Below are 14,332 nucleotides of genomic sequence, written 5' to 3' on the forward strand. Positions count from 1 at the left end.
TTGTCTGTGCGTGGTTATAATAGCCTTTTAACGGCAATAAGTTACAGGAGCCTTTTTGCATGACGGCACCCGGCAAAGTATCCGAGGAAGCTAGCCCCGTGAAAAAATTGCGGGTGGTAATGGCCCAGTTGGATTTTCTGGTAGGAGATATTCCCGGTAACACCGAGCGGGTGATTCAGGCCGCGCGTGAAGCATGGCAAGAGCATCAGGCCGATATCGTGGTGTTTCCTGAGCTGTGTCTAACGGGTTATCCGCCGGAAGATCTCCTGCTGCGCCCAAGCTTGGGCATTCGTGTGTCGGATGCTGTCGAGCAGCTTAAGCAGGCAAAGTTGGAACCGGCGATTGTTGTTGGGGCACCGGTGCGTTCGGGTGGATTGCTCTACAACGCCGCACTGGTTATTGAAGACGGTGTCTTGGTGGGAAAATATTTCAAACGGTGCCCGCCCAACTACCAGGTGTTCGACGAAAAGCGTTATTTCGCAGAAGGTCAGAATGCCAAAGTGCTGAACATCAAAGGTGTACAAGTTGGTCTTACCGTCTGTGAGGATATCTGGGCCGATGGCCCGGTTGAAGATGCGGCAGCGGCAGGAGCCCAGCTCATTTTGAACCTGAATGCCTCACCGTACGACATCGACAAACAGGCCCGTCGCAAAGCGCTGCTGGAGCGTAAGGCTGCCAATAACAATGTGAGCATTGTTTATGTCAATCTGATGGGCGGGCAAGACGAGCTGGTGTTTGATGGCGGTTCGATGGTGGTTGACCATTCGGGCACGCTGGCCGCCGAAGTGCCGCAGTTTAAAGAAGGGTTGTTCCCGGTCGAGTTTTTATGCGAACACCATTGCCAGCCGGTGTCGCAATTGCCGTGCCCGGAGCCTTCGCTCGAGGCTAACGTGTACAACGCCTTGGTCATCGGTGTTCGGGACTACGTGAACAAAAACGGCTTTAAATCTGTTGTGCTCGGGTTATCCGGCGGGATCGACTCGGCCCTGACCCTGGCGATTGCGGTGGATGCGCTCGGGAAAGAGCGCGTAAGGGCTGTCATGATGCCGTTCCGCTACACCTCCAGTGCAAGTCTGGAAGACGCGGAAGCTCAGGCCACAACCATGGGCGTGCAGTACGACGTGTTCTCTATTGAGCCAATGTACGACGTGTTCATGAAAACCCTGAAAGCGCCGTTCGAAGGTACCCAGCCGGATACCACCGAGGAAAACCTGCAGGCGCGCCTGCGCGGTGTGCTGCTGATGTCGTTGTCCAATAAGTTTGGTTCGCTGGTGTTAACCACCGGCAACAAGAGCGAGCTCGCGGTGGGCTATTCCACCTTATACGGCGATATGGCTGGCGGTTTTGATGTGCTTAAAGATGTGCCGAAAACGCTGGTGTTTCGTTTGTCCCGTTATCGAAATACGATAGCGCCGGTGATTCCGAAGCGGGTGATAACCCGGCCGCCTTCGGCCGAACTTGCGCCGGACCAGAAAGACGAAGACAGCCTGCCCGGCTACGACACGCTCGATGCCATTTTGCATCTGTACGTTGAGCGGGATTACAGCGCCGAAGCAATCGTGGCCGAAGGGTACGAGCGTGCCGACGTGGAAAGGGTGACCCGCTTGGTGGATATCAACGAGTACAAACGCCGGCAGGCGCCGATTGGTGTGCGTATTACTGAGCGAGGCTTTGGTAAAGACCGCCGGTATCCAATTACCAACGGCTGGAAGATAGGCAAGTAAGGCGTTACGCCTTACTCGTCGCCCAAAAGTCCGAAGGTTACAACATTCAGAAGCGAGCGGTTTTGCCGCTCGAACTGGTTGGCCTGAAACTCGCCGTTGCTGTTGAAGGCTTCGCTGTCCGGGAAGTTTTCACGCAGGGTGGCGATGGCATCGTCGGCACCTTTGTTCAGATCCATAAACAGGAAGGTGTCAGCCAGAATGATCAGCGCATCTTCAACGGCCGGCGACGACGGGTAGTTTTCGACAACGTAGCGCGCGCGGTTGTTGGCCGCTACATAGGCTTCCCGCTTGATGTAGTAGCGAGCCGCGTGAATTTCCAGTTCAGCCATGCGGTTACGAATCGAGATCATGCGCTGACGGGCATCGGGCGCGTACTCGCTGTCAGGGAAACGGCTCAGCAGTTGTGAGAAATCACGGAACGCCTGAAGTTGTTCGCCCGGATTACGTGCGGACGCATCAATCGGGAAGTAGCGGGCGGCTAAGCCTAAATCCAGATTGTAGGAAGCCAGACCGCGCATATAAAGGGCGTAATCCAGCAGCTCACTCTGTGGATTCAGGCGCATAAAACGGTCTGCCGCGGCGCGGGCGCCTTCCAGATCAAGATTTTGGTAGCGGGCGTAAATCAGGTCCAGCTGCGCCTGCTCGGCATAGCGACCGAATGGATAGTAAGTTTCAAGGGCATCCAGATTTTGCTCGGCTTCATTGAAGTTGCCGGCATTCATGGCCTTACGCGCGTTCTCGTAGTAGGTTTGTTCCGGTAGCACTTCCACGTCTTTATTGGAGGCGCAGCCGGCAGCCAGCGCGATGATGGTGGAAAGTAGCAGTAAACGGACAACTGATCTCATGCCGGAATCCCGTATAATGGTCAGACTTATGATTGGATTGGCCATTGTAACGGGGAAGGCTGCCCATGTGCAGTGCTAACGCAAGTATCTCCGGCTAATCTGACTGAAACGTAACATCGGTACCAAGCCGGTGTCCTCACATTTGAAAGCATAGTGGCGAAGCGAGGCTTGATGTCTTCCGAAAACAGAATCACCGGCCAGTTCAAAATTCCTCCGGGTTTGAGCGATAAACGACTCGATCAGGCGGCGGCCGAGTTGATGCCCGAGCATTCCCGCTCCCGTTTGCAGTCGTGGATTAAGAGCGGCGTACTGACGGTTAATGGCAAAACCTGCAAGCCCCGAGACAAAGTAATGCTCAACGACCTGCTTGAGCTGGATGCCGAGCCGGAAGTAAAAGTGACCTGGGAAGCTGAGCCCATCACACTCGATATCGTATATGAAGACGAGCATTTGCTGGTTATCAATAAACCGGCTGGCTTGGTGGTGCACCCGGCTGCAGGCCATGCCGATGGCACCCTGGTAAACGCATTGCTCAATTACGCACCGGAGGTGGAAAACCTGCCTCGCGCCGGTATTGTGCACCGACTGGATAAAGACACGTCGGGCATTATGGTGGTGGCCAGAAGTTTGATTGCCCACACCTCGCTGGTAAACCAGCTACAGGAACGCACCATGGGCCGGGAATACGAAGCCGTCGTGGTGGGTTCGTTGACCGGTGGCGCCACGGTAGATGCACCGATTGGCCGACACCCTCAGGATCGCAAGCGCATGGCAGTGGTGTCGTCTGGCAAGCCCGCGGTAACCCACTACCGTTTGATCGAACGTTTTGCCGCCCATACCCATGTGCGGTGCAAGCTCGAAAGTGGGCGGACGCACCAGATTCGTGTGCACATGACCCACGTTCGGCACCCGCTGGTGGGTGACCCGGTGTATGGAGGGCGTCTGCGTTTACCCAAGGGCACAACGGAGGAGTTGCGAGCCGAGTTGGCCGCTTTCAATCGTCAAGCTTTGCATGCTCGCAAATTGACGCTGGAGCACCCGGAAACCGGTGAAACCATGAGCTGGGAAGTCGACTTGCCAGAAGATATGGTTCAGCTCATAGCCGCATTGCGCAAGCACGCCCGCGAGCTGGAAGAAAATGATTTCTGAAAGGGATCTTATTCGCCCGGACTTGCCCGTATCGAATCGTGTGCGGGCTCTCTGTACCACCCGAAAAGGTGGGGTGAGTCAGTCGCTCTGGCAATCGTTGAATCTGGGTGTGCACGTGGGCGACAACCCGGTTGATGTGGAGCAAAATCGTCAACGCTTAGCCGCGTTTATGGGAATGGATTCCGGCCAATTGGGCTGGCTGAATCAGGTGCACGGCACGCATGTGGTAGAGCTGACGCACGATAATCTGAACGACTGCTCCGATGCCGATGCCAGCTTCACTCGTGAACAAGGCGCGGTTTGCGCAATCCTGACCGCGGACTGCCTGCCGGTGATTGTGGCGGACCGCGATGGCGAGGTGGTTGGTGCGGCTCATGCCGGTTGGCGGAGCCTGTGCGGCGGCGTGTTGGAAAATCTGATTCGTGCCATGGCGGTGGATCCATCAAAGCTGATTGCGTGGTTCGGGCCCTCTATTGGTCCCGCAAACTTTGAAGTCGGCCCGGAGGTTCGAGCGGCTTTCGTCGCGCAGCAGGCTGAATCGGAGACGGCTTTCTCCGAATGCGGTGCCCGTCCCGGCCATTTTGTCGCAGACATATACGAGTTGGCCCGGTTGCGCCTGTCTCGAGCAGGGGTTTCCGATATCTCCGGGGGCGGACTGTGCACCGTGAACGACCCTGAACGATTTTATTCCTACCGCCGAGACGGCCAAACGGGTCGAATGGCTACCTTGATCTGGCTTGCCTGACGAGCGTCAATTTTCTGACATTATTTCAGTTTGCTTCCTTGAAGTCCCTTTTCTAGCCCCTACATTAGTTATCAAGACATCGCGAACGCCGTTCATGCCACGCGTCTAGCCAAGTGTGGAAATGTCGGCGCGCAAAAGCTATTCGGGGAAAAGACATTATGAGAATTGATAAGTTGACCAGCAAGTTGCAGAGCGCCCTCGCGGATGCTCAGTCGATTGCGGTTGGGAAAGATCACAACTTTATTGAGCCGGTGCATTTGATGCAGGCTTTGCTGGACCAGCATGGTGGTTCAGTCAAACCGTTGTTGCAGCAAATCGGTGTTGAACCTAATCGGGTTCGACAGGCGGTTGCGAATGAAATTGGAACCCTGCCGGAAGTGCAAGGTAATGCCGGGGACGTGTCCATGTCGAACGACATGGGGCGGCTGTTCAATATATCCGACAAATTGGCCCAGAAGCGTGGCGACCAGTTTATTTCCAGCGAACTGATCTTGCTGGCGGCCGTTGAAGACCGTGGCTCGCTAGGCCGTATTCTGCGTGAGCATGGTGTGGATAAGGCGGCTTTGGAAAAGGCCATTGATGAGGTGAGAGGTGGTGAAGCTGTGAATGATCCCGGAGCGGAAGAAAACCGACAGGCGTTATCGAAGTACACCATTGATCTCACCGAGCAGGCCGTTGCCGGCAAACTGGACCCGGTAATCGGTCGGGACGACGAGATTCGCCGCACCATTCAGGTGTTGCAGCGCCGCCGTAAGAATAACCCGGTGCTCATCGGTGAGCCGGGGGTTGGTAAAACCGCTATTGTTGAAGGCTTGGCGCAGCGCATTGTGAATGGCGAAGTGCCGGACAGTCTGAAAGAGAAGAAAGTGTTGTCGCTGGATATGGGGGCCCTGATCGCCGGAGCCAAGTTTCGCGGAGAATTTGAAGAACGTCTGAAAGCGGTTCTGAACGAATTGTCGAAACAGGAAGGTCAGATCATTCTGTTCATCGACGAGCTTCATACCATGGTCGGTGCCGGTAAGGCAGAAGGCTCGATGGATGCGGGCAATATGCTCAAGCCAGCGCTGGCGCGAGGTGAGCTGCATTGCGTGGGCGCCACCACTCTGAACGAATATCGGGAGAATATCGAGAAAGACGCGGCCCTGGAGCGCCGATTCCAGAAGGTGCTGGTTAGTGAGCCGACCGAAGAAGACAGTATTGCCATTCTGCGTGGTCTCAAAGAGCGTTACGAGGTGCACCATGGGGTGGAAGTGACAGACAGCGCCATCATTGCTGCGGCCAAACTATCCCATCGGTACATCACCGACCGCCAATTGCCGGATAAGGCGATTGATTTGGTGGACGAAGCGGCCAGTCAGATCCGCATGGAAATGGATTCCAAGCCGGAAGCGCTGGATCGTCTCGAGCGGCGCCTGATCCAGCTCAAGATTGAGCGGGAAGCGCTGAAGAAAGAAACCGATGCGGCATCTAAAAAGCGTTTGGAAGAGTTGTCGTCTGTGATTGGTGATGTCGAGCGTGAGTACGCCGATCTGGAAGAAGTCTGGAACACGGAAAAGGCTGCTCTGCACGGTTCCCAGAAAATCAAAAGCGAGCTGGAGCAGACTCGAATCGATCTGGAAAACGCCCGTCGCAGCGGCGACCTTGGCAAAATGTCGGAATTGCAATACGGCAAGATTCCGGAGCTTGAACGGCAATTGGATATGGCCAGTCAGGCTGAAATGATGGAGATGACGCTGCTACGCAATCGCGTCACAGAGGAAGAAATTGCCGAGATTGTTTCCAAGTGGACCGGTATTCCTGTCTCCAAGATGATGGAAGGCGAGCGCGATAAGTTGATGCGCATGGAAGAGGCGTTGCATGGTCGGGTGATTGGTCAGGACGAAGCGGTGGAGGCGGTTTCTAACGCCGTACGCCGTTCTCGCGCTGGCTTGTCGGATCCCAACCGCCCCAACGGTTCCTTCTTGTTCCTTGGGCCGACCGGTGTTGGTAAAACCGAGCTGTGTAAGGCTCTGGCGGCGTTCTTGTTCGATACCGAAGATGCCATGGTGCGTATTGATATGTCCGAGTTCATGGAGAAGCATGCCGTGGCTCGCTTGATTGGTGCGCCCCCGGGCTACGTTGGCTACGAGGAGGGCGGATATCTGACCGAAGCGGTTCGTCGCCGGCCATACTCCGTACTCTTGCTGGATGAAGTGGAGAAGGCGCACCCGGATGTCTTCAATATTCTGTTGCAGGTGCTGGATGATGGTCGTTTGACCGACAGCCAGGGCCGCACGGTGGATTTCCGTAATACAGTGGTGGTGATGACCTCGAACCTAGGGTCGCACATCATTCAGGAAAAAGCCGGTGAAGAGAATTACGAGGCAATGAAATCCGCCGTTATGGAGGTTGTAGGCACCCATTTCCGTCCGGAATTTATCAACCGTGTGGACGACGTTGTGGTGTTCCATCCGCTGGCCGAGAGTCAGATCCAGGGTATCGCGAGCATCCAGATAGAGAATCTGGCAAAACGCCTGAAAGATCAGGATATGAATCTGGAGTTGGGCGAAGACGCTCTGCATTTGCTGGCCGAGGTGGGTTACGACCCGGTGTATGGTGCACGTCCGTTGAAGCGAGCAATTCAGCGTTTGATCGAAAACCCGTTGGCGCAGAAGCTTTTGCAAGGCGAGTTTGTGTCTGGCGACACCGTCCAAGCCATGGTGGATGGAAGCGAGCTGACGTTTACGAAAGCATAAGTGCTTCGCCAAAGTTCGGCGTCATAAAAAAGCCAGAGGGTGTGAGCCCTCTGGTTTTTTTGTTTTGGTACCGTTACCGGTCGGTGTTGTTATCCGAGGCCGGGCCGCAGTTCTCTTCTGCAAACGCTTCAAATTTCTCTCGTTGTACGTCGATTTCTTCCGGGCTCAGGTAACGTTGTTCGCCATTCTCTTCAACCCGAATACGCGCGTTGCTACTGATCACCTTCAGGTTGGCTTTGGCGGTTTTGCAGTTGGCCTCACGCTGCTTGCGTTTGGCTTCTTCAACCGCAGATTCTTTTTTGCGTTCCGCGGTTGCTTGCTGCTGCTCTTCAAGCTGGCTCAGGCGTTCTTGCGGAGACGCTCGGTTCGAACTGGCGTTTCGGCTGGTGCCCGAACGAACGTTCACTTGCTCGGCTGCCTTGCCGGTGGGTTGCCGGTCGCCAAAATGGGTTACGCCGTTGTCGTCTGTCCATTTGTATACTGAACTATCAGCGGCCAGGCCGGGAGTCGCGGCCATCAGAATAGAAAACATCAGTATCTTTCGGTTCATGTCGTTGCCCGTTGTTCGTTTATCGCCTGTAAATAGTGCCACCAGAGCGAGGATTTTTCTTTCGTCTGGTTCAAAACTCTAGCATGGTTATTTTCGCAGTATGGCAGAGAAGCGCATAAAATGGTGCCAATTAAGCCACAACGGCTATTGACAGCGAGTTTCCCGCTGTCAGAATTACCGACTGCCTGAAGATAGGGGTAAATACGGCTCGGCAATCCCGAATAAGTATCCCCCGTTAATCACCACACCGAGTGCGCCATTACTAGGCGGGCGATGGTTGTTGCTAATCTGCAACCCGTTGCTGGCCGTTCTCCGCAACCCTCAGGAGTGCGGCTGGCCAAGAGACAACCTCTAAAGAATTGGTGTGGAGGAGTACGCCGGTACGGCTTTCACAAGAAGCTGGTAAACCGTGGATCCAGGCAACCGGGGCGAATCCCGGCTCATTCACTTGTATAAGAGGGTAGAAAACGTGGAGTTATTGTCTGGTGCCGATATGTTGATCCGGTCCCTTCAAGATGAAGGTATCGAACACGTATACGGCTATCCGGGTGGCGCAGCCCTTCATATTTATGATGCGCTGTTCAGGCAGGATAAAGTCAAACACATTCTGGTTCGACATGAGCAGGCGGCGGTCCATATGGCTGACGGCTATGCCCGTGCAACCGGAAAACCAGGTACCGTACTGGTGACCTCTGGCCCTGGCGCTACCAATACGATTACTGGCATTGCCACCGCTTTTATGGATTCCATTCCTATGGTGGTTCTCTGTGGCCAGGTTGCATCCACCTTGATTGGTGAGGATGCGTTCCAGGAAACCGACATGATCGGTGTGTCTCGCCCTGTGGTTAAACACAACCTCAGCGTCCGGCATCCGGAGGAAATCCCGGAAATTATCCGCAAGGCCTATTACATTGCCTCAACTGGCCGTCCCGGCCCGGTTGTTGTCGATATTCCCAAGGATATGACCGCGCCCAACGAGCGTTTCGAATATTCTTATCCGAAAAAGGTCAAACTGCGCTCGTACAACCCGGCCGTTCGTGGCCACGCCGGGCAAATCAAGAAAGCCGTCGATATGCTGATGGCCGCCAAGCGCCCGGTGATCTATGCCGGTGGCGGTGTCATTCTTGGTAAAGCATCCGACCAGTTAACCGAACTGACCCGAAAGCTTGGCTTCCCGATTACCAACACACTGATGGGCATTGGCTGTTACCCGGCAACCGACAAGCAGCACTTGGGCTGGCTGGGTATGCACGGTACCTACGAAGCCAACATGGCCATGCACCACTCCGACCTGATCCTGTGCGTAGGCGCCCGTTTTGATGACCGGGTAACCAACGCCACAGAGAAGTTCTGTCCGGGTGCTCGAATTATCCACATTGATATTGATCCGGCATCGATTTCCAAAACCATCGATGTTGATGTGCCGATCGTTGGGCCAGTGGATGCCGTGCTGAAGGAGATGCTGTCTTTGGTGAAAGAATCCAAAGAAAAGCCGGAAGCCGATGCACTGGCAGCCTGGTGGAAGCAAATCGACGAATGGCGCGCGTTTCACGGTATGCGTTACGAAACCAGTCCGGATGTCATCAAACCGCAAGAAGTGGTTGAGATGCTCTGGAAGCTCACCAATGGTGATGCGTTCGTGACCACCGATGTTGGCCAGCACCAGATGTTTACCGCGCAGTACTACAAGTTCGACAAGCCAAACCGCTGGATTAACTCGGGTGGTCTGGGCACGATGGGCTTCGGTTTGCCAGCGGCTATGGGGATCAAACTGACTCACCCGGATGACGAAGTCTTGTGCTTCACCGGCGAAGGCAGTATCCAGATGAACATCCAGGAGCTGTCGACCTGTAAACAGTACGATCTTCCGGTCAAGATTATTAACCTGAACAACCAGGCCTTGGGCATGGTGAAACAGTGGCAGGACATGAACTACGAGTCTCGCCATTCGCAGTCCTACATGGAATCACTGCCGGACTTCATCAAGCTGGCGGAAGCCTATGGTCATGTGGGCGTGCGCATTGATCGCAAAGAAGATCTTGAGCCCAAGCTGAAAGAAGTTCTGGCGATGAAAGACAAGCTGGTGTTCGTAGACATTTATGTTGACCGTTTTGAGCATGTGTACCCGATGCAAGTTGCCCGTGGTTCGATGAAAGACATGTGGCTCAGCAAGACGGAGAGGGTGTGATCATGCGTCGAATCATTTCTGTATTGCTGGAAAACGAACCGGGCGCACTGTCCCGGGTGGTTGGTCTGTTTTCTCAGCGCAACTACAACATCGAGACGCTCACGGTCGCGCCGACTGAAGATCCGACTCTGTCACGCCTGACCGTCACGACGTCCGGTTCCGACAAGGTTATCGAGCAAATCACCAAACAGCTGAACAAGCTGATTGAAGTGGTTAAGCTGGTGGACCTTACGGAAGGTGCCCACATCGAGCGGGAAATGATGTTGGTAAAACTGAAAGCGACAGGCTCTCAGCGTGCCGAGATCAAGCGCACGGTGGATATCTTTCGTGGCCAGATTGTTGATGTCACCAGCTCGGTTTATACCGTTCAGCTGGCGGGTGATAGCAGTAAGCTCGACGGCTTCATACAGGCAGTTGGCACCTCTGGAATCCTGGAAGTGGTGCGTACCGGTGTATCCGGTATCGCGCGAGGCGAAAAGGTGCTCAGCCTCTGATAGGCTGGTAGACGAATCGAATACCATGGCCGTTCGCGGCCAATACTTATAATAGTTGAGGTTTGAAATGCAGGTTTATTACGATAAAGATTGTGATCTTTCCATCATCCAGGGCAAGAAAGTTGCCATTCTTGGTTTTGGTTCCCAGGGCCACGCACACGCGTGCAACCTGAACGATTCCGGTGTAGACGTTGTTGTAGGTCTGCGTGCAGGTTCTTCTTCTATCGCTAAAGCAGAAGCCTATGGCCTGAAAACCAGTGATGTCGCTTCTGCAGTAGCTTCTGCTGATGTTGTTATGGTGCTGACACCGGACGAGTTTCAGGCTGAACTGTACCGCGACGAAATCGAGCCGAACCTGAAGCAGGGCGCTACTCTGGCCTTCGCTCACGGTTTTGCTATCCACTACAACCAGATCGTTCCTCGTAAAGATCTGGACGTAATCATGGTTGCTCCGAAAGCGCCTGGCCACACTGTACGTACCGAATTCACCAAAGGCGGTGGTATTCCTGACCTGATCGCAGTTTTCCAGGACGCTTCCGGCAACGCCAAGAACGTTGCTCTGTCCTACGCCAGCGGTGTGGGTGGTGGTCGCACCGGTATCATCGAAACCACATTCAAAGACGAAACAGAAACGGACCTGTTCGGTGAGCAGGCGGTTTTGTGTGGTGGTGCGGTTGAGCTGGTTAAAGCCGGTTTCGAAACTCTGACCGAGGCAGGCTACGCTCCGGAAATGGCGTACTTCGAGTGTCTGCACGAGCTGAAGCTGATTGTTGACTTGATGTACGAAGGCGGTATCGCCAACATGAACTACTCCATCTCTAACAACGCTGAGTACGGCGAGTACGTAACCGGCCCAGAGGTGATCAACGACGAGTCTCGCGCAGCGATGCGTAACGCTCTGAAGCGCATCCAGAGTGGCGAATACGCCAAGATGTTTATCTCTGAAGGCGCTCTGAACTACCCGTCAATGACTGCGCGCCGTCGTGAAAACGCCGCTCACGAAATTGAAGTGGTTGGTGAGAAGCTGCGTTCCATGATGCCGTGGATCTCCGCGAACAAAATCGTGGACAAAGATAAAAACTGATCCGGAATTTCCGGTACGGTTTGAAAGCGCGGCCCTAGTGGCCGCGTTTTTCGTATATACTCCGCACAAATGCTTTCCGGAGTTGAAGGAATGACAGAACAGAATACATCGACAAACAAGACCGACCCCCATCTGGCTGCTGAAGCAGAAATCGAAGCGGGGGAGGTGGTGGAAGAAGAAGTGGTTGAGGGCGCAAAGGTCCGGCGTAAAGGTATATTTTTACTACCCAACGCCCTGACGACGGCATCGCTGTTTTCGGGCTTTTATGCCATCGTTTCTGCCTCGAACGGCGTGTTCGATAATGCCGCTATCGCGATATTCGTTTCCATGATTCTTGACGGTCTTGACGGTCGGGTCGCGCGGATGACCAATACCCAGAGCAAATTTGGCGAAGAATACGACAGCTTGGCCGATATGGTTGCTTTCGGTGTGGCGCCGGGGTTGGTGGCGTTTTTCTGGTTGCTCAATGGCATGGGCAAGTTAGGTTGGGCTGTCACCTTCATCTATGTGGCTGGCGCGGCGCTGCGACTCGCGCGATTCAATACCCAGATTGGCTCTGTCGACAAGAAGTACTTTGTGGGGTTGGCTAGCCCGGCGGCCGCGGCCTGTGTTGCAGGGTTGGTCTGGAGCTTTCACGCCTTTGAGCCGGCCGCCTGGCTAACGGCGCTCACCATGATCGTTGTGGGTGGGACTGGTGTGTTAATGGTCAGCAATATTCTGTACCGCAGCTTTAAAGATCTGGATTTGCGGGGCAGGGTGCCTTTTGCTGCGATCCTCTTGGTCGTGCTCATCTTCGTGGTGATTGCGCTGGATCCGGCGACTGTGTTGTTCTCCGCATTTTTGATCTACGCGGCCTCTGGCCCAGTAAGAGCGTTGTTCCGCCGCAAAGGCAAGCGCGCTTAATTGAGCAATCATTCCCGCCCATTGTTATTGGGCGGGAATTTCTCCGGAAAAGTGTGGTCTACTGATAGAACCACGACATCTGGAGCCTGCTAATGCATTTCAAGAAACGCCCGTCCTGGGCTATCTCCGAATCTGAAGTCACGCCTGAATCTGTCTACCTGAATCGTCGTAAATTTATGTCGGGCGTTGCCGTATCCGCCGCCGCGATGGCTGCTCCCGGGCTCGTTTGGGGCAGTCAGCATAACAACTTATCCGCCTTGACCTATCGAAAAGCGGATACCTACGCGCCGAACGAAGACCTTACTCCGTATAAAGACGTTATTCGTTACAACAACTTCTATGAGTTTGGGCCGGGCAAGGAAGACCCATCTCGCCATGCCGATCAGTTGGTGGTTGATCCTTGGTCTATCAATGTTGAAGGCGAGTGCGCGCGGCCCGGACGATATGCGCTGGAAGACCTGCTGCAACCGCATAGCTATCAAGAGCGTATCTATCGGCTCAGGTGTGTTGAGGCTTGGTCGATGGTGATCCCGTGGGTGGGTATTCCCTTGGCGGATGTACTGGCGCAGCTGGAGCCGACATCTAAGGCGAAGTACGTGTATTTCGAAACTCTGGAACGCCCCGAGCAAATGCCGGGACAGCGCTCTGTGTTCAGCACGATCGACTGGCCCTATCGGGAAGGGTTGAGGATGGACGAGGCCATGAACGAGTTGTCGTTCCTCGCAGTTGGTTTGTATGGTCGCGAGCTACCGAATCAGAACGGAGCGCCCATTCGCTTGGTGGTGCCCTGGAAGTATGGGTTCAAAAGTATCAAGTCGATTGTCCGGATTCGGTTTATGGAAGAGCAGCCGAAAACCAGTTGGGAAATGATTGCCCCGGATGAATATGGCTTCTACGCCAATGTAAATCCGGAAGTTGATCATCCGCGCTGGAGCCAGAAGCGAGAGCGGAGGCTGCCGTCTGGCATTTTCAGTCCGAATTGGCGAGAAACGGAAAAGTTCAATGGATACGGTGAGCAGGTAGCGCACCTGTACAAAGGCATGGATTTGGCGAAGTACTATTGATGTTGGTTCATTGGAGTCAGGCGACCACTCTGCGTGTGGTGAAGGTAACGCTTTTTCTAGCGGCCTTGGTTCCGTTGTTCGTGTTAACTCAGCGAATAGTGATGGGTGATTTGGGGCCGGATCCCGCTCAGGCGATTACCGAAAGCTTGGGTAAAGCGGCGTTTCAGTTGCTATTGGCGACTTTGTTGATGACCCCTCTGCGAAAGCTGACCGGTTGGGCGGGGTGGATACGTTGTCGGCGAATGCTTGGATTGTTTGCTTTCTTCTATGCCGTGCTGCATGTGTCGGCTTTCTTGCAGTTGATCTTAGGGTGGGGGGATTTATGGGCGACCTTCACTCGCCGCCCATACATCATCATGGGCGCTGCGGGGTTTCTTTTGCTGGTGTCTCTGGCGCTGACCTCAACGCAAAAGATGATGAAAAGAATGGGGCGAAGCTGGAAGCCGTTACATCGACTCATCTATCTGTCATCTATCTGTGTATGGCTGCACTTTCTCTGGCAAGCAAGAAGTGACGTATTGGAGATGGTGATTTACGGCGTTGTGTTGTTGGTTTTGCTGTTGGTTCGGGCATATTGGTTTGGGGTGTCTTCACTCGTCCCTTTGAAAAAGGCCTGAATTCGCCGGTTAATTGATCGTTCTGCTTGTGTTTTGATCAGGCGAGTAGGTGGAAGCCGAAGAGTGGTGAATTTTCTTCAGAAAGCCTGTTGACTCCTAAGCTGGGCTCTGTAGAATGCGCATCTCGCTTGAGGGGCTAGCCGCTAAACACGGTCAGCAACGAAGCGGTAACTGCTTGAAAGTTCTGAAGAAAACGTTTTAAAGATTCTTCAAAAAGCAGTTGACAAGGTGGCG

The 14,332-nt window shown here is 54.2% G+C and carries 12 protein-coding genes; 10 read left to right on the forward strand and 2 right to left on the reverse strand.

Annotated features, from left to right (window positions below):
- Nucleotides 1-59 precede the first annotated feature (59 nt).
- Nucleotides 60-1,724 (forward strand): NAD+ synthase, encoded by a 1,665-nt coding sequence (locus MWU64_RS13360; RefSeq protein ID WP_247064879.1) that lies wholly within the window; start codon nucleotides 60-62, stop codon nucleotides 1,722-1,724.
- 11 nt (nucleotides 1,725-1,735) lie between these two features.
- Here the strand turns inward: MWU64_RS13360 and MWU64_RS13365 are convergent, their stop codons facing one another.
- On the reverse strand, nucleotides 1,736-2,569 hold the full coding sequence (locus tag MWU64_RS13365) for an outer membrane protein assembly factor BamD (RefSeq protein ID WP_247064880.1): 834 nt from the start codon (nucleotides 2,567-2,569) through the stop codon (nucleotides 1,736-1,738).
- 171 nt (nucleotides 2,570-2,740) lie between these two features.
- On the opposite strand from MWU64_RS13365, the gene rluD reads away from it, so the two are divergent.
- The 3 genes from rluD to clpB all read left to right on the forward strand — a co-directional run bounded on the left by rluD (nucleotide 2,741) and on the right by clpB (nucleotide 7,198).
- On the forward strand, nucleotides 2,741-3,718 hold the full coding sequence (gene rluD, locus MWU64_RS13370; RefSeq protein WP_114335913.1) for a 23S rRNA pseudouridine(1911/1915/1917) synthase RluD: 978 nt from the start codon (nucleotides 2,741-2,743) through the stop codon (nucleotides 3,716-3,718).
- Nucleotides 3,708-4,463 carry a peptidoglycan editing factor PgeF gene (pgeF, locus tag MWU64_RS13375; RefSeq protein WP_247064881.1) on the forward strand — a complete coding sequence of 252 codons (756 nt, stop codon included), beginning with the start codon at nucleotides 3,708-3,710 and terminating at the stop codon, nucleotides 4,461-4,463. Before rluD ends, pgeF begins: the two co-directional genes overlap by 11 nt.
- Nucleotides 4,464-4,621: 158 nt before the next feature.
- Nucleotides 4,622-7,198: an ATP-dependent chaperone ClpB gene (gene clpB, locus MWU64_RS13380; protein WP_247064882.1), complete on the forward strand. Its 2,577-nt coding sequence runs from the start codon at nucleotides 4,622-4,624 to the stop codon at nucleotides 7,196-7,198.
- A 73-nt stretch (nucleotides 7,199-7,271) separates the two neighbouring features.
- On the opposite strand, the gene MWU64_RS13385 is transcribed toward clpB, so the two are convergent.
- Nucleotides 7,272-7,748, reverse strand: coding sequence for a DUF4124 domain-containing protein (locus MWU64_RS13385; protein ID WP_247064883.1), 477 nt, complete (start codon nucleotides 7,746-7,748; stop codon nucleotides 7,272-7,274).
- A 469-nt stretch (nucleotides 7,749-8,217) separates the two neighbouring features.
- Between MWU64_RS13385 and MWU64_RS13390 the strand changes: the two genes are divergently transcribed.
- The 6 genes from MWU64_RS13390 (at nucleotide 8,218) to MWU64_RS13415 (ending at nucleotide 14,098) form a co-directional block, all read left to right on the forward strand.
- A complete protein-coding gene (locus tag MWU64_RS13390) occupies nucleotides 8,218-9,936 on the forward strand; it encodes an acetolactate synthase 3 large subunit (protein ID WP_247064884.1) in 1,719 nt (572 codons plus the stop codon).
- Nucleotides 9,937-9,938: 2 nt separating this feature from the next.
- Nucleotides 9,939-10,430, forward strand: a complete 492-nt coding sequence (gene ilvN, locus MWU64_RS13395) for an acetolactate synthase small subunit (RefSeq protein WP_114335918.1) — start codon at nucleotides 9,939-9,941, stop codon at nucleotides 10,428-10,430.
- Between the two features lie 67 nt (nucleotides 10,431-10,497).
- Nucleotides 10,498-11,514, forward strand: a complete 1,017-nt coding sequence (ilvC, locus tag MWU64_RS13400) for a ketol-acid reductoisomerase (RefSeq protein WP_199007891.1) — start codon at nucleotides 10,498-10,500, stop codon at nucleotides 11,512-11,514.
- Between the two features lie 90 nt (nucleotides 11,515-11,604).
- Nucleotides 11,605-12,417, forward strand: coding sequence for a CDP-diacylglycerol--serine O-phosphatidyltransferase (gene pssA / locus MWU64_RS13405; protein WP_247064885.1), 813 nt, complete (start codon nucleotides 11,605-11,607; stop codon nucleotides 12,415-12,417).
- 92 nt (nucleotides 12,418-12,509) lie between these two features.
- A complete protein-coding gene (gene msrP / locus MWU64_RS13410) occupies nucleotides 12,510-13,481 on the forward strand; it encodes a protein-methionine-sulfoxide reductase catalytic subunit MsrP (protein WP_247064886.1) in 972 nt (323 codons plus the stop codon).
- On the forward strand, nucleotides 13,481-14,098 hold the full coding sequence (locus MWU64_RS13415) for a protein-methionine-sulfoxide reductase heme-binding subunit MsrQ (RefSeq protein WP_247064887.1): 618 nt from the start codon (nucleotides 13,481-13,483) through the stop codon (nucleotides 14,096-14,098). The genes msrP and MWU64_RS13415 overlap by 1 nt, the downstream gene beginning before the upstream one ends.
- The last annotated feature ends 234 nt before the right edge of the window (nucleotides 14,099-14,332 follow it).

The sequence above is a fragment of the Marinobacter sp. S0848L genome, from assembly GCF_023016065.1.
Classification (GTDB): domain Bacteria; phylum Pseudomonadota; class Gammaproteobacteria; order Pseudomonadales; family Oleiphilaceae; genus Marinobacter.

Bases quoted from the DNA above. Each gene is read 5' to 3' on its own strand.
- msrP (WP_247064886.1), top strand. From the start codon at position 12,510: ATGCATTTCAAGAAACGCCCGTCCTGGGCTATCTCCGAATCTGAAGTC.
- MWU64_RS13360 (WP_247064879.1), top strand. From the start codon at position 60: ATGACGGCACCCGGCAAAGTATCCGAGGAAGCTAGCCCCGTGAAAAAA.
- pgeF (WP_247064881.1), top strand. From the start codon at position 3,708: ATGATTTCTGAAAGGGATCTTATTCGCCCGGACTTGCCCGTATCGAAT.
- rluD (WP_114335913.1), top strand. From the start codon at position 2,741: ATGTCTTCCGAAAACAGAATCACCGGCCAGTTCAAAATTCCTCCGGGT.
- MWU64_RS13415 (WP_247064887.1), top strand. From the start codon at position 13,481: ATGTTGGTTCATTGGAGTCAGGCGACCACTCTGCGTGTGGTGAAGGTA.
- clpB (WP_247064882.1), top strand. From the start codon at position 4,622: ATGAGAATTGATAAGTTGACCAGCAAGTTGCAGAGCGCCCTCGCGGAT.
- ilvC (WP_199007891.1), top strand. From the start codon at position 10,498: ATGCAGGTTTATTACGATAAAGATTGTGATCTTTCCATCATCCAGGGC.
- MWU64_RS13365 (WP_247064880.1), bottom strand. From the start codon at position 2,569: ATGAGATCAGTTGTCCGTTTACTGCTACTTTCCACCATCATCGCGCTG.
- pssA (WP_247064885.1), top strand. From the start codon at position 11,605: ATGACAGAACAGAATACATCGACAAACAAGACCGACCCCCATCTGGCT.
- ilvN (WP_114335918.1), top strand. From the start codon at position 9,939: ATGCGTCGAATCATTTCTGTATTGCTGGAAAACGAACCGGGCGCACTG.
- MWU64_RS13385 (WP_247064883.1), bottom strand. From the start codon at position 7,748: ATGAACCGAAAGATACTGATGTTTTCTATTCTGATGGCCGCGACTCCC.